The organism is Burkholderia sp. IDO3 (genome assembly GCF_003366075.1).
GTDB classification, from domain to species: domain Bacteria; phylum Pseudomonadota; class Gammaproteobacteria; order Burkholderiales; family Burkholderiaceae; genus Burkholderia; species Burkholderia anthina.
Genome location: NZ_CP028963.1, coordinates 1,938,564 through 1,952,874 on the forward strand (window position 1 = coordinate 1,938,564; position 14,311 = coordinate 1,952,874).

General features: G+C 65.7%; 14 protein-coding genes. 4 read left to right on the forward strand and 10 right to left on the reverse strand.

Translation table 11 applies throughout. The features are described 5' to 3' along the window. The first annotated feature begins 12 nt into the window (after positions 1–12). Entirely contained in the window at positions 13–819 is an 807-nt protein-coding gene (locus DCN14_RS23615) for a sulfite exporter TauE/SafE family protein (RefSeq protein WP_096505191.1), read from the forward strand. 88 nt (positions 820–907) lie between these two features. On the opposite strand, the gene DCN14_RS23620 is transcribed toward DCN14_RS23615, so the two are convergent. The 4 genes from DCN14_RS23620 to DCN14_RS23635 form a co-directional block, all read right to left on the reverse strand. Beyond that, complete coding sequence (locus DCN14_RS23620; RefSeq protein WP_096505189.1) at positions 908–1,729, reverse strand: ABC transporter permease subunit; 822 nt, start codon at positions 1,727–1,729, stop codon at positions 908–910. Continuing rightward, positions 1,726–2,655, reverse strand: coding sequence for an ABC transporter permease subunit (locus DCN14_RS23625; protein WP_096505187.1), 930 nt, complete (start codon positions 2,653–2,655; stop codon positions 1,726–1,728). The genes DCN14_RS23620 and DCN14_RS23625 overlap by 4 nt, the downstream gene beginning before the upstream one ends. After that, on the reverse strand, positions 2,652–3,812 hold the full coding sequence (gene potA, locus DCN14_RS23630) for a polyamine ABC transporter ATP-binding protein (protein ID WP_096505185.1): 1,161 nt from the start codon (positions 3,810–3,812) through the stop codon (positions 2,652–2,654). Before potA ends, DCN14_RS23625 begins: the two co-directional genes overlap by 4 nt. A gap of 86 nt (positions 3,813–3,898) precedes the next feature. Then, complete coding sequence (locus tag DCN14_RS23635) at positions 3,899–4,993, reverse strand: polyamine ABC transporter substrate-binding protein (RefSeq protein ID WP_096505183.1); 1,095 nt, start codon at positions 4,991–4,993, stop codon at positions 3,899–3,901. Between the two features lie 477 nt (positions 4,994–5,470). Here DCN14_RS23635 and DCN14_RS23640 point away from each other — a divergent pair, with 477 nt between their 5' ends. Next, positions 5,471–5,674 (forward strand): DUF1289 domain-containing protein, encoded by a 204-nt coding sequence (locus DCN14_RS23640; protein ID WP_096505181.1) that lies wholly within the window; start codon positions 5,471–5,473, stop codon positions 5,672–5,674. Between the two features lie 75 nt (positions 5,675–5,749). On the opposite strand, the gene DCN14_RS23645 is transcribed toward DCN14_RS23640, so the two are convergent. From DCN14_RS23645 to DCN14_RS23655, 3 genes are all read right to left on the reverse strand, one after another. Continuing rightward, a complete protein-coding gene (locus DCN14_RS23645) occupies positions 5,750–6,397 on the reverse strand; it encodes an OmpW family outer membrane protein (RefSeq protein WP_096505179.1) in 648 nt (215 codons plus the stop codon). A 65-nt stretch (positions 6,398–6,462) separates the two neighbouring features. Next, positions 6,463–7,653, reverse strand: coding sequence for a nitronate monooxygenase family protein (locus DCN14_RS23650; protein WP_096505444.1), 1,191 nt, complete (start codon positions 7,651–7,653; stop codon positions 6,463–6,465). 129 nt (positions 7,654–7,782) lie between these two features. Continuing rightward, on the reverse strand, positions 7,783–9,219 hold the full coding sequence (locus DCN14_RS23655) for an aldehyde dehydrogenase family protein (RefSeq protein WP_096505177.1): 1,437 nt from the start codon (positions 9,217–9,219) through the stop codon (positions 7,783–7,785). 257 nt (positions 9,220–9,476) lie between these two features. On the opposite strand from DCN14_RS23655, the gene DCN14_RS23660 reads away from it, so the two are divergent. Beyond that, a complete protein-coding gene (locus DCN14_RS23660) occupies positions 9,477–9,842 on the forward strand; it encodes a hypothetical protein (RefSeq protein WP_096505175.1) in 366 nt (121 codons plus the stop codon). Positions 9,843–9,876: 34 nt separating this feature from the next. Here DCN14_RS23660 and DCN14_RS23665 read toward each other — a convergent pair whose 3' ends face one another. Then, entirely contained in the window at positions 9,877–10,341 is a 465-nt protein-coding gene (locus DCN14_RS23665) for an Lrp/AsnC family transcriptional regulator (protein ID WP_096505173.1), read from the reverse strand. Positions 10,342–10,474: 133 nt separating this feature from the next. Between DCN14_RS23665 and DCN14_RS23670 the strand changes: the two genes are divergently transcribed. Then, positions 10,475–11,521 (forward strand): zinc-dependent alcohol dehydrogenase family protein, encoded by a 1,047-nt coding sequence (locus DCN14_RS23670; protein WP_096505171.1) that lies wholly within the window; start codon positions 10,475–10,477, stop codon positions 11,519–11,521. Between the two features lie 112 nt (positions 11,522–11,633). On the opposite strand, the gene DCN14_RS23675 is transcribed toward DCN14_RS23670, so the two are convergent. Both DCN14_RS23675 and DCN14_RS23680 read right to left on the reverse strand, forming a co-directional pair. Continuing rightward, the gene (locus tag DCN14_RS23675) at positions 11,634–12,113 is read right to left on the reverse strand and encodes a DUF2501 domain-containing protein (protein ID WP_096505169.1); all 480 of its coding nucleotides are present in this window, start codon (positions 12,111–12,113) and stop codon (positions 11,634–11,636) included. A 389-nt stretch (positions 12,114–12,502) separates the two neighbouring features. Next, entirely contained in the window at positions 12,503–14,095 is a 1,593-nt protein-coding gene (locus DCN14_RS23680) for an ABC-F family ATPase (protein ID WP_096505167.1), read from the reverse strand. Between the last annotated feature and the right edge of the window lie 216 nt (positions 14,096–14,311).

Below are 14,311 nucleotides of genomic sequence, written 5' to 3' on the forward strand. Positions count from 1 at the left end.
CCGGATGACGCCATGCTGATTTCCCTCGTACTGGGCGGCTTCGTCGGCGCCGTGCTCGGTCTCACCGGCGCGGGCGGCGGCATTCTCGCGGTGCCCGCGCTCGTCGTCGGGATGGGCTGGCCGATGCAGCAGGCCACGCCCGTCGCGCTCGTCGCGGTGGCGGGCAGCGCCGCGCTCGGTGCGCTCGAAGGCTTTCGCCGCGGACTCGTGCGCTACCGCGCGGCGCTGCTGATGGCCGTGGCCGGCGTGCCGCTCACGACACTCGGCGTGAAGCTCGCGCACGTGCTGCCGCAACACGTGCTGCTGGCGTTGTTCGCGCTGACGATGCTGGTCGTCGCCGTCCGCCTGCTGCGGCAGGCGCTGCGCAACGCGCCCGGCGACGCCGACGAATCGCGGCTGTGCGTCGGCCGCGTGAATCCCGATACGGGCCGGCTCGTGTGGTCCTGGCCGGTCGGGCTCGCGCTGGCGTCGACCGGCGCGGTGACGGGCCTGATGACGGGGCTGCTCGGCGTCGGCGGCGGTTTCGTGATCGTGCCGATGCTGCGCAAGTTCACGAACGTGTCGATGCACGGCGTGGTCGCGACGTCGCTGATGGTGATCGCGCTGGTCGGCACCGGCGGCGTGTTCGCGACGCTGGTGTCGGGCACGCGCGCGCCGCTCGACATGATGCTGTGGTTCACGGTCGCGACCGCCATCGGCATGGCGGCCGGCCGCGGCGCGTCGCGGCATCTGTCGGCACGGCACGTGCAGGTCGGCTTCGCGGCCGTGCTCGTGTGCGTCGCGCTCGGGTTGCTGGCGAAGGCCGCGTTCGGCGCGTAACCGCTCCGGCCTGCACCTGCCAGACAAAACGCCCGGCCCGACTGATCGTCGGCGCCGGGCGTTTTTCGTTGCGTCGGCAACCGGTGCGTCAGGTCGCGAACGCGGCCATCCGCTTGCGCTCCTGACGCAGCATCACGAAGTTCGCGATCACCACGCCGGCCGTCACCGCGATGATGAACAACGTCGCGAGCGCATTCATCTCCGGATTCAGGCCGAGACGCACGCGCGAGAACACGACGAGCGGCAGCGTCGTCGAGCCCGGGCCCGACAGGAACGCCGACAGCACGAGGTCGTCGATCGACAGCGTAAACGACAGCAGCCAGCCCGCGATCAACGCCTGCGAGATCAGCGGCAGCGTGATCGTGAAGAACACCTTCAGCGGCGTCGCGCCCAGATCGAGCGCGGCTTCCTCCAGCGACGGGTTCAACTCGCGCACGCGCGACTGCACGATGATCGCGACGTACGAGATGCACAGCATCACGTGGCCGAGCCAGATCGTGAACACGCCGCGCTCGGCCGGCCAGCCGATCCACTTCGCCAGTTCGATGAACAGCAGCAGCAGCGAGATCCCCTGGATCACCTCGGGAATCACGAGCGGCGCGTTGATCATCCCGCTGAACAGCGCGAAGCCGCGAAAGCGGCCCATGCGCGCCAGCACGAAGCCGGCCCACGTGCCGATGAACACCGACGCGAACGCGGTCATCACGCCGATCTTCAGCGACAGCCAGGCGGCGGTCAGCAGCTCGTCGTCCTGCACGAGCGCCGAGTACCAGCGCAGCGAAAAGCCCGACCACACGGTGACGAGCTTCGACTCGTTGAACGAATAGACGATCAGGCTGACGATCGGGATGTACAGGAATGCGAAGCCGGCGAACAGCGCCGCGAACTGCAGGTAACGATTCGGCTTCATCGACGGCGGCCCTCCTGCTCCTTCGCCTGGAAGTGCTGGAACATCGCCATCGGCACGAGCAGCAGCAGCACCATCGCGCAGGTCACGGCCGACGCCATCGGCCAGTCGGCGTTGTTGAAGAACTCGTTCCACATCACGCGGCCGATCATCAGCGTGTTCGCGCCGCCGAGCAGCTCCGGAATCACGTACTCGCCGACCGCCGGAATGAACACCAGCAGGCAGCCCGCGATGATCCCGTTCTTCGACAGCGGCAGCGTGATCTGCACGAACGCCTTCCACGGCTTCGCGCCGAGGTCGTACGCGGCTTCGAGCAGGCGCAGGTCCATCTTCACGAGGTGCGCGTACAGCGGCATCACGAGGAACGGCAGGTACGAATAGACCATCCCGATGTACACCGCGTAGTTCGTGCGGTACAGCTCGATCGGCGCATGGGTGAGCCCGATCCACATCAGGAAGTTGTTCAGCAGCCCGTTGTTCTTCAGGATTCCGATCCACGCGTACACGCGAATCAGGAACGACGTCCAGAACGGCAGCATCACGCCCATCATCAGCAGGTTACGGGATGCGGGGTTCGAGCGCGCGATGTAGTACGCCATCGGATAGCCGAGCAGCAGACACAGCAGCGTCGTGATCGCGGCCACCCATACCGAGTTCACGTAGGTCGCGAAATACAGGCTGTCCGTGAACAGGAACGCGTAGTGCGACAGGTTCAGCGCGATGTGCACCACGCCGTCCGTGTACGACGCGAGCTCCGTGTACGGCGGAATGCCGAGCTGCAGCTCCGCGAAGCTGATCTTCACGACCAGCACGAACGGCACGAGGAAGAACAGCACGAGCCACGTGTACGGCCCCGCGACGACCGCGGAGCCGCCCGTCAGGTTGAAGCGCCGCACGGGCCAGGCGAGCAGGGACTTGAGCGTGCTCATGACGTCAGCACCACGCCTGCCGTCGCGCTCCAGCGCACGTAGATCTCGTCGCCGAGCGCCGGCGTCTCGAGCTCGGTGATCGCGAGGCTCGACACGTTCGCGATCACCGTCTTGCCCGCGTCGAGCAGCACGTGATACAGCGAATAGCCGCCCATGTACGCGATGTTGCTGATCTTGCCGTGCGCCCAGTTGAACGCGCCTTCGGGCGGCTTGCGCGTGAGCGCGATCCGCTCGGGGCGCACCGACACCGTGACCGGCATCCCGAGCGGGCCCGTGATCCCGTGGCTCACGTACAGCCGGCTCGGCAGTTCCGGCGATTCGATGTACACGTGATCGGGTTCGTCCTCGACGGTGACGCCGTCGAACAGGTTGGTCGAGCCGATGAACTCGGCCGAGAATCGGCTGTTCGGATATTCGTAGACGTCGCTCGGCGAGCCGATCTGCACGATCTGCCCTTCGCTCATCACGGCAAGCCGGTTCGCCATCGTCATCGCTTCTTCCTGGTCGTGCGTGACCATGATGCAGGTGACGCCGACCTGCTTCAGGATGTTGACGAGCTCGATCTGCGTACGCTGACGGATCTGCTTGTCGAGCGCGGACATCGGCTCGTCGAGCAGCAGCACCTTCGGACGCTTCACGAGCGAACGCGCGAGCGCGACGCGCTGCTGCTGGCCGCCCGACAGCTGGTGCGGCTTGCGTTTCGCGTATTTGCCCATCTGCACGAGGTCCAGCGCCGCGGCCACGCGTTCCTTCAGCTCGGCCTTCGGCGTGCCCTCCTGCTTCAGGCCGAACGCGACGTTCGATTCGACCGACATGTGCGGAAACAGCGCATACGACTGGAACATCATGTTCACGGGCCGCTTGTACGGCGGCATCTGCGCGAGATCCTCGCCGTCGATCAGGATCTTGCCCGACGTGACCGTCTCGAGGCCCGCGAGCATCCGCAGGAGCGTCGACTTGCCGGAGCCCGAACTGCCAAGCAGCGCGAACAGCTCGCCCTGGCGCACCGTGAGGTTCACGTTGCGCACCACCTCGGTCTCGCCGAATTTCTTGACGACGTCGACGATCTGAACAAAGTTCTCGGCGCGTGCATCCGCGCCGGACGAAGGAACGAAGGACGGCGCGCCCGCGACCGTCGCACCCGACTGGCTATTCATGATCTGCTGCTTCTCTCCTGCGTTTGACGAAAAAGCCCCCGGGGGCACCCAGGGGCTTCATGACTGCCGGCTCACTTCGGCTCGCGTCAGCGGCCCGATTTCAGCTCGGTCCACAGACGCGTCTGCAGACGCTGGATTTCCGGCGGCAGCGGCTTGAGCAGGAACAGCGTCTTCACGACGTCGGCCGGCGGGTAGACCGCCGGGTCGTTCGCGACGTCAGGACGCACGTACTTGCGGGCCTCGGCGTTCGCGCTCGGGTAGTACACGGCGTTCGTGATCGCCGCGTGCACCTTCGGATCCTCGATGTAGTTGATCCACTGCAGCGCGGCATCCTTGTCCTTCGCGTCCTTCGGAATCGCCATCACGTCGAACCACACCGGCGCGCCGCCCTTCGGAATGTAGTACTCGATCTTGTACGGCTTCTTCGCCTCGATCGCGCGATGCTTCGCGATCACGACGTCGCCCGACCAGCCGAACGCGAAGCAGATGTCGCCGCCGACCAGGTCGTTGATGTAGCCCGACGAGTTGAATTGCGTGATGTACGGGCGGATCTTCTTCAGCACGTCCATCGCGGCCTTGTAGTCGGCCGGGTTCGTGCTCATCGGATCCTTGCCGATGTAGTGCAGCGCCGCTGCGAACATCTGGTCGGGTGCGTCGAGCACCGACACGCCGCAGGTCTTCAGCTTCGACAGGTTTTCCGGCTTGAACAGGATGTCCCAGTTGTCGAGCGGCACCTTGCCGAGCGCCTGCTGCGCCTTCGTCAGGTTGTAGGCGAGGCCGGTCGTGCCGTACGCCCAGGGCACCGAGAACTTGTTGCCCGGGTCGGCGCCGGCGACGAGCGCCATCAGTTGCGGATCGAGGTACTTGAGGTTCGGCAGCTTCGACTTGTCGAGCGGCGCGAAGATGCCGGCCGCGATCTGCTTGCCGGCATAGTTGCTGGTCGGCACGACGATGTCGTAGCCCGAGCTGCCCGTCAGCAGCTTCGCCTGCAGCGTGTCGTCGCTGTCGTAGTTGTCGTAGCGAACCTTGATGCCGGTCTGCTTCTCGAAGTTCGGGATCGTGTCCTTCGCAATGTAGTCCGACCAGTTGTAGACATTGAGCTGCGTATCCTTCGCCGCCGCCGCCGATGCACCCACGCACAGCGCGAGCGCTGCGAACCGGCCCACTACCTTTGCTTTCATCCCGTTCTCCCTCCGACCGGACACGTTGCCCGGCTGCCGTCTGCCTCGTCATGGCGGCGCATCCTGGTGCTCCGCCCCTCGAAAACCCCGAAAACTACCATCATTCACGCGCCGTCACAAAAAAATCATGCCGATGTCGCGCAAACGGAACAGATTCCCGCTGCGAGCCGCTCCGGGCGGGCCGCACGGCGGGGTGTTCCGGGGGAATTCTATCGGGTAATCGGCGGCTGTCCATCAGGAAAAGAAAGCGCCGGCGAAACGGCATCCGCACGGCGGGCATGCGCGACGGCCGCGCACACCCGCGTTGCGCCGGTGAATTCGCGGCCCGCGCCGCACGCACTGCCGTCCCGGCCGGCGCGGGCCGCACTCGCACTGTAACGACGATGCGGCCGGACGGCACGGCGGCGACACCCGCCGGCCGACCGGCGCCGATGCATTAAAATGATGCCCTGACGATTCATGGCACGAACCCTCCCGATGACCTCCAATCTCCACGACCTGCCCGACAGCCCCTGCATCGGCGTGTGCTCGACCCTCTTCGACGAAGTCTGCAAGGGCTGCGGCCGCACGGCCGCCGAAGTATCGAACTGGGTGTTCCTGAGCGACGAAGAAAAGCGCGCGGTGTGGGAGCGCATCAAGCGCGAAGGCACCGCGATGCGCTTTCAGTACGACAAGCTGTAAAACCGCCGCACAAAAAAAGAGCGGCATGCCGACCGCCATGCCGCCAACCCCAACTCTGTTCTTTTCCGCTCGCGTCTAGAACTTCATCCCGACGCCCACGCCGACGATCAGCGGATCAATGTGCAGCGTGCCGATGCCCTTGTCGCCGAGCGTCGCATCGGTGCTCATCCAGATCTTCTTCACGTCGACGTTCATGAACACCTTCTTCGTCACCTGCACGTCGACGCCGAACTGCAGCGCCGGACCGAAGCTGCTCTTGTTGATCGACACGCCCTCCCCGCCGACGTTGAGCCCGTTGTTGTAGAAGTACGTGTAGTTCAGGCCCGCGCCGACGTACGGACGCACCTTGCCGGCATGGTTGAAGTGGTACTGCAGCAAGAGCGTCGGCGGCAGCACGCCCACGCCGCCGAGATTGCCGAGGCTCGACGTCATCTGATGCCGCGACGTGCCGAGGATCAGCTCCACGCCGAGGTAGTCGCGGATCATGTAGGTGAAGTCGAGCTCCGGCACGATCGCGTTGTTCACGCCGGTGTTGATCGCACCGAGCGTGTCGCTCGCGCGCTCGTTCGGCTGGATGCTGATCGCGCGCAGCCGGACCAGTACGTCGCCCTGGTTGATGCCGTCACCCGGCGACGCCGCGTGCGACAGCGAAGGCATCGCGACGAGGGCTGCCGCAACGGCGGCGGCGGCAACGGTGGCTTGGATTCGAATTGTTTTGTGCATGGTACGGACCCCCAAAGAATTGATTCCATTCTCGCAGTGGGGTCTTTTCGCCATCTTGATATCCGTCAAGCCAGCGTAAACATGGGGCGGTTTGTCGCAGGCTCGCAAGCACGGCCGGTCAGCAACAGGTCGAGCAAGTCGTGCACGCTGCGGATCGCGTTGCCGAACGGCAGCGCTTCGCGGCCGCGGAAGAACAGGCCGTTCGCGACGTCGCCGCGCAGTGCCGCCGCCAGCCGCGTGTCGATGCAGAAGTGGCCGAATTTCTCGATGCCGTCGCGCAGCCCGCACACGCTCAGGCATTCGAGCGCGGTCGGGCAGCGCTGCCGGAACGCGCCGAGCTTGTTGCGAATGCGCGTTTCGTTGCGCAGGTAGCGATCGAGCCACGGCGTCTTCACCGCGCGTGCGGGCAGCCCCGTCACGCTGACGAATTCGACGATGTCGTCGGCGCATGCGTCGGCCAGCACGCGCTTGAAGTTCGGATGCGCGTCGCCTTCTTCGGTCACCGCGAACGGCGTTCCGACCTGCACGCCGTTCGCGCCGGCTTCGAGCGCCGCGCGCACCGCGTCGTGACTGTTGATCCCGCCCGCAACGATCAGCGGGATCGTGTCGCGCGCGAGGCCGAGCGACGCCATGATGTGTGCGGTCTCGTCGAGCACGCGTGCGAAATCGAAGCGCGCGTCGTGCATGTCGTCGATGTGCGTGACGCCGAGATGGCCGCCCGCATGCGCCGGATGCTCGATCACGATCGCATCGGGCAGCCGCCCCTTCTTCATCCATTTCTTCAGCACCAGCGCGATCCCTCGGCTGTCCGACAGGATCGGGATCAGCGCGATGTCATGGCCTTGCGTGAGGTCCGGCAGGTCCAGCGGCAATCCGGCGCCCATCACGATCGCGTCGGCACCCGCTTCGCACGCGACGCGCACGTAGTCCGCATGCGCGCTCACCGCCTTCATCACGTTGACCGCAATCATTCCGTGCCCTTCGGCGTAGGTCTTCGCGAGGCGAATCTCGCGCGCGAGCGCTTCTAGGTTCGCGGCCTCCAGCGTCGCGCGGTCGGTATTCGCGCGACAGCGCGCGAGCAGGTCCGCATGGTGGTGACGCAAGTCGATGCTCGCGATCGTGCCGAGCGCGCCTTCGCGCGCGACGCTGCCCGCGAGGCGGTGCGCGGAGATGCCGACGCCCATGCCGCCCTGCACGACGGGCAGCAAGGTGCGGCCGCGAATCGTCAGCGGCGGGAAGGAATTGCGTGCGGTCATCGGAAACCTCGTCGAAACATCGGAAATCGGAAACGCGATGATCGACGATCCACCGGCGCGCACCTTGACGGCCGTCAATAAAAAAACGGCACGCGAGCGTGCCGTTGCCGGTCGTGCGGGGTGAAACGCTCAGCCCTGAGGCGTCTGCCTGAGCTGCATCGACTTGTACTCGAGATACTCTTCGAGCCCGTACACGCCGTTCTCGCGACCGTGTCCCGACTGCTTGTAGCCACCGAACGGCGCGGCGCCGTTCCACGTGCCACCGTTGATGTCGACCTGGCCCGTGCGGATGCGGCGCGCCACGCGCATCGCGCGCTCGTCGCTGCCGGCCCACACCGCGCCGCCGAGCCCGTACGGCGAATCGTTCGCGATCCGCACGGCTTCGTCTTCGTCGCGGTACGTGATGATCGACAGCACCGGCCCGAAGATCTCCTCCTGCGCGATCGCCGATTTCGGATCGACGCGGCCGAACACGGTCGGCTTCACGAAGAAGCCTTTCGCAAGCCCTTCCGGCAGGCCGGTGCCGCCCGTCACCAGCTCCGCGCCGTCGTCGATGCCGCGCTGGATGTACGCTTGTACGCGCTGCTGCTGCACGGCCGATGCGAGTGCGCCGAGACGCGTCGTTTCCTGGCGCGGATCGCCCGCGACGTACGCTTCGGCCGCCGCCTTCGCGAGCGCGCGCGCGTCGTCGTAGCGCGCCTCCGGCACCAGCATCCGCGTATGCGCCGAACAGGTCTGGCCGGCGTTCAGGTAGCACGCGTTGACCGTGCCCTTCACCGCCGTCGCGAAATCGGCATCGTCGAGGATCACCGACGCCGACTTGCCGCCGAGTTCGAGCGCGACGCGCTTGACGCCCGCGGCCGCCAGCTCGGCCACGCGCTTGCCGGCGCGCGTGGACCCCGTAAACGACACCATGTCGACGTCCGGATCGGTGGCCAGCACCTCGCCGACGACCGGCCCGTAGCCGCACACGAGGTTGAACACGCCCGGCGGCAGGCCCGCTTCGTGAATCGCCTCGGCGAGCATGAAGGCATTGAGCGGCGCGACTTCCGACGGCTTCAGGACCACCGTACAGCCGGCCGCGAGCGCCGGCGCGACTTTCAGCGTGACCTGGTTGAGCGGATAGTTCCACGGCGTGATCGCCGCGACGACGCCGACCGGCTCGCGCACCACCAGCGAGTTGCCGACCGTCGCCTCGAATTCGAACGATTCGGCGAGCTTCGCGTACGCCTTCCAGTTATGGATCGGGCCACCGACCTGGATCGCGCGCGACAGCTTGATCGGCATCCCGACTTCGCCGGTGATCGACTGCGCGAGTTCCTCGCTGCGCGCCTGCAGACGCTCGACGATCTTGCGCAGGTAGCCCGCGCGCGTCGCGGCCGGCGTTGCGGCCCACGCATCGAAGGCCGCGCGCGCGGCGCGGATCGCGTCCTGCGCATCGGACGCGGCGCCCTCCGGAATCCGGCCGATCGCGGCCTCGGTGCCCGAGTCGATCACGTCGATCGTGCCCGTTCCGGCCGGCTTGCGCCATGCGCCGTCGATGTAAAACTGATCGTAGATTTTCATCGCTTCCTGTCTCCCGGAAAACGGCCATTCTAGCGAGAGTGGCGCGCCGCCGCGATGACGCCGAACGACACCGCAAGGTCCGGCGCGCGGGCTGCGCGGACGCCGGCACGACTCCCGACGGCCGGCCCGTTCCCGCCGTTGCGGCATTCGCGCCACGCCGACGCGCCACGTGGCCCGCATCGTGCTATGTTTTTAGTATCGGCGCCGGCTGTTGCAAACCGCGCCATCCGGAACCGATGCCTTTCGTGAGCGCTGCCATGACCGACGCATCCCACAACCTCGGCTCGCAAGACCGCCTGGAGCTGCTGTGCTGGCTCACCTGCGGCAATCTCGGCGCGTTTTACCTCAACGAATCCTGGCCCGACGCGTCGTTCCAGGTCCAGGCCGCGCACCGCTGGCTCGACCGCCATCACCGGCAGTCCGACTGGCTCGCCATCGCGAAGCTGGCCGCGCTTGCACAGGACATCGCGAAGCGCCACGCCGGTTTCGTCGACGCATCGTGGGCGCGCGACGCGGTCGAGGAAATCGTCGATACCGACGACCTCGACTACCGGGCGAAACTCGTGCAATGGGTATACGAAGACTGCTGCAAGGCGCTCGCCGACAAGCGGCTTGCCGACTGAGCGCTCGCGCATGCGCGGGCGCCGGTGCACGCCGTCACCCAATCGGCAACCGCTGCGTCGACTTCAACTGCCGCAGCGACAGGTTCGAGCGGATGCTCAGCACGCCCGGCAGCTTGCGCAGCACTCTTTCGACGAAATGACTGTATTCGTCGAGATCGGCTGCCACCACCTGCAGCAGGAAGTCCGCTTCGCCCGTCGTGTTGTCGCACGCAAGCACGTTGGGGCTGGCCTGGATCAGCCGCTCGAACTCGGCCGTCACCTCCTCGCTGTGCTGCGTGCAAACAATCTGCACGAACGCCATCACGCCGAGCCCGAGCTTTCTGCGGTCGAGCCGCGCGTGATAGCCCGCGATCAGCCCCGCTTCCTCCAGCCGCCTGAGCCGGCGCCAGCAGGACGTCTCGCTCAGCGAAAACGCTTCGGCGAGCCGCGCATTCGACACGCGCCCGTCCTGCTGGAGCATGTCGAGCATGCCACGATCGATCCTGTCCAGCTGCTCCATGAAAGCTCCTTGCGGCAATCGCGCGATGGTCGCAAGACTATCTCAAAAATACCCGCTTCTCAATTGCGAAACGAAAGATAAATCCACTTTCGCCGGGCTATATTGAAAGAATCATTCGATCAAGGAGGGGATAGTGAAAGCAGTCGTCTACGAAGCATTCGGCGCCGCACCGCGGTTGATGAACGTCGACGATCCGACGCCGGCATCCGACGGCGTCGTGATCGAAGTCAAGGCGACCGGCGTGTGCCGCAGCGACTGGCACGGCTGGATGGGGCACGACCCGGACATCGTGCTGCCGCATGTGCCGGGCCACGAACTGGCAGGCGTCGTGGTCGCGACGGGTGCGGCAGTCACGCGCTGGCAGGCCGGCGACCGCGTCACAGTGCCGTTCGTCGGCGGCTGCGGCCGCTGCCCGGAATGCCACTCGGGCAACCAGCAGGTCTGCGAGCAACAGTTTCAGCCCGGTTTCACGCACTGGGGCTCGTTCGCCCAATATGTCGGCATCCATCACGCGGACCTGAATCTGGTGCGACTGCCCGATGCACTCGATTTCCCCACTGCGGCGAGCCTCGGATGCCGCTTCGTGACGTCGTTTCGCGCGGTTGTCGACCAGGGCCGCACGTCGGCCGGCCAGTGGGTCGCCGTGCACGGCTGCGGAGGCGTGGGTTTGTCGGCGATCATGATCGCGCATGCGATCGGTGCGAACGTCGTCGCGATCGACATTTCGGACCAGGCGCTCGCGCTGGCGCGATCGGTCGGCGCCGCGGCGACCGTCAATGCGTCGCAGGTCGCCGACGTTGTCGATGCGGTGAAGGAGATCACACGCGGTGGCGCGCACGTGTCGCTCGATGCGCTTGGCCATCCGACGACCTGCTTCAACTCGATCAGCAATCTGCGCCGCCGCGGCAAGCATGTGCAGGTCGGGCTGATGCTCGGCGAGCATGCGACGCCGGCCGTGCCGATGAGCAAGGTCATCGCACACGAGTTGGAGATTCTCGGCAGCCACGGAATGCAGGCGCATCGTTACGACGCGATGCTCGATATGGTGCATGCCGGCACGCTCGCGCCGAGCCTGTTGATCGGCAAGGAAATCCGTCTCGGACAGTCGATCGACGCGCTGATGAACATGAACCGGTTCGAAGGCGCCGGTGTGACGGTCGTGACGGACTTTTCGGGTTGACGCGGCCGGACGTTACCGCCGGTGATGGCGACAGCCTGCTTCCGCCGCCACACCGGCCCTTTCTGTCGTTCGCGCACGGACTCGACGTGCGCGAACGGTACGCGACGCCGGCTTACAGCAGCGACTTCCCTTGTGCGAGCACCTTGTCGCAGATCTGCTTGGTGACCTGCTGCTTCAGGCCGCCGCCGCTCAGGTCGACCTTGCTGCCGTTGCCCGCGTCGAGGATCCCGCTCGCGCCGCTCGTATAGCCGCTGTCGGACGACGCATTGCCGCCGAGCTTGCTCATCAGCGCGTCCTTCACCGACGATGCGCCGCCGGACGCGCCGCCGAGATAGTTGTTCTGGATGCAGAACTGCAGCAGGCCCGCGACGTTGCTGCTGCTGCCCGACATCAGCGACGACGCGCCGCCGCCGCCCGTGAGCGCGCCGCCGAGGCCGCCCAGGTTGCCCAGCGCACCGCCCGCGCTGCTGCCCGAGTCACCGCCGCCGACCTGCTTCAGCACATCGCCAAGCTGCGCATGGGCGACCGAAAACGGCGCGAGCAATCCGATCAGCGCGCCGGCTACGGTCGCGCGGTATAGACGTGCATTCATGTGAAGCCTCCCTGTAGTGACTGCATAAGTACCGCGATTCGAATCAAAGCATACTCAATCAATCGGCCGATGACAGCCTCGACACCGGCGCGAAACGTCAGGCATCGTGATATTGCGGCGGATTTGACAATACTTGACGGGGAATGCGGTGCGGAGCGATGGTGCGCGGATGGTGTGCGCGGGTCGTTTTTACAATCATTTCCGGCGGCGGCCGATCGCGCGAATGGACGGGCACGCGGCTGCGCCCCGTCGGCCGGTGCCCGCTGCGTATCGAGCCGGTTCAGTCACGACGGGCGGCCGGCCCGGATATTCCGGATACGAAAAAGCCCGCCAGGCTTCCACCTGGCGGGCTGCTGATACATCAGTGTCGGGCATGACCGCCCGGGCAATTACTCCTGCCCCTGACTCGTCAGGAAATCCTCGTAATTCCCGCCGAAGTCGAACAGCGTGCCGTCCGTCTTCACCTCGATGATCCGGTTCGCCAGCCCGCTCACGAATTCGCGGTCGTGCGACACGAAGATCAGCGTGCCTTCGAACTGCTCGAGCGCGATCTGCAGCGACTCGATCGACTCCATGTCCATGTGGTTGGTCGGCTCGTCCATCAGCAGCACGTTGTGGCGGCCGAGCATCAGCTTGCCCCAGATCATGCGGCCCTTCTCGCCGCCCGACAGCACCTTCACCGACTTCTTGATGTCGTCCGACGAGAACAGCAGGCGGCCCAGCGTGCCGCGCACCATCGTTTCGTCGTCGCCATCCTTGCGGTACTGGTCGATCCAGTCCATCAGCGTGATGTCGTTCGGGAATTCCTCGTACGTGTCCTGCGGCATGTAGCCGACATTCGCGTTCTCGGACCACTTCACCGTGCCGTGCTCGAGCGGCAGCGCGCCGAGCAGCGAACGCAGCAGCGTCGTCTTGCCCGCGCCGTTCTCGCCGATGATCGCGATGCGCTCGCCCGGCTGCACCGACAGGTTGAAGTTCTGGAAGATCGTGCGCTCGTACTTCTTCGTGATGTCTTCGGCAACCACGGCGACGTTGTGCAGCTTCTTCTCGAACTCGAAGCGGATGAACGGGTTCTGACGCGACGACGGCTTGAATTCCTCGATCTTGATCTTGTCGATCTGCTTCGCACGGCTGGTTGCCTGGCGGGCCTTCGACTTGTTCGCCGAGAAGCGGCGCACGAAGTCCTGCAGCTCGGCCACGCGTTCCTTCGCACGCGTGTTCGCCGCAGCCTGGCGCTCGCGCGCCTGTGCCGATGCGAGCATGTAGTCGTCGTAGTTGCCCGGCCAGACCTTCAGCGTGCCGAAGTCCATGTCGGCCATGTGCGTGCACACCGAGTTCAGGAAGTGACGATCGTGCGAAATGATGATCATCGTCGAGTTGTACTCGTTGAGCGTTTGCTCGAGCCAACGAATCGAGTTGATGTCGAGGTTGTTGGTCGGTTCGTCGAGCAGCAGCACGTCCGGCTTCGAGAACAGCGCCTGCGCGAGCAGCACGCGCAGCTTCCAGCCCGGCGCGACGTCGGCCATCGTGCCGGTGTGGAACTTCTCCTCGATGCCGATGCCGAGCAGCAGCGCACCCGCGCGCGCCTCGGCGTCGTAGCCGCCGTATTCGGCGAACTTGCCTTCGAGCTCGGCCGCGTGCATGTAGTCGTCGTCGGTGGCTTCCGGGTTCGCGTAGATCGCGTCGCGCTCGGTCATCGCGGCCCACATTTCGGTGTGGCCCATCATCACGACGTCGAGCACGCGCACGTCTTCATACGCGAACTGGTCCTGGCGCAGCTTGCCCAGACGCACGTTCGGCTCCAGCGCGACGTTGCCAGCGCTCGCCTCGAGGTCGCCGCCGAGGATCTTCATGAAGGTCGACTTGCCACAGCCGTTCGCGCCGATCAGACCGTAGCGGTTGCCCTCGCCGAATTTGACCGAGATATTCTCGAACAAGGGCTTCGGCCCGAATTGCATCGTGATGTTGGCAGTAGAAAGCACGGCAGGTCCCGTAAGAGAGAAATCGACGGAAAACCGTGTATTTTAGCAGGTGTCGGAGAAACTGCCGACCGCGCCACTGCGACGGCGTGTGACAAGGGGTTTCCACGCGGCCGGGCAACCCGTGAATGCGGCGGCACGCGCCCCTTCGACGGTAGCCGGCGGCGGTCACGCCCGGCCACCCTGAGCCCGGCGGTGAATTGCAGGACGGTCGCCCCC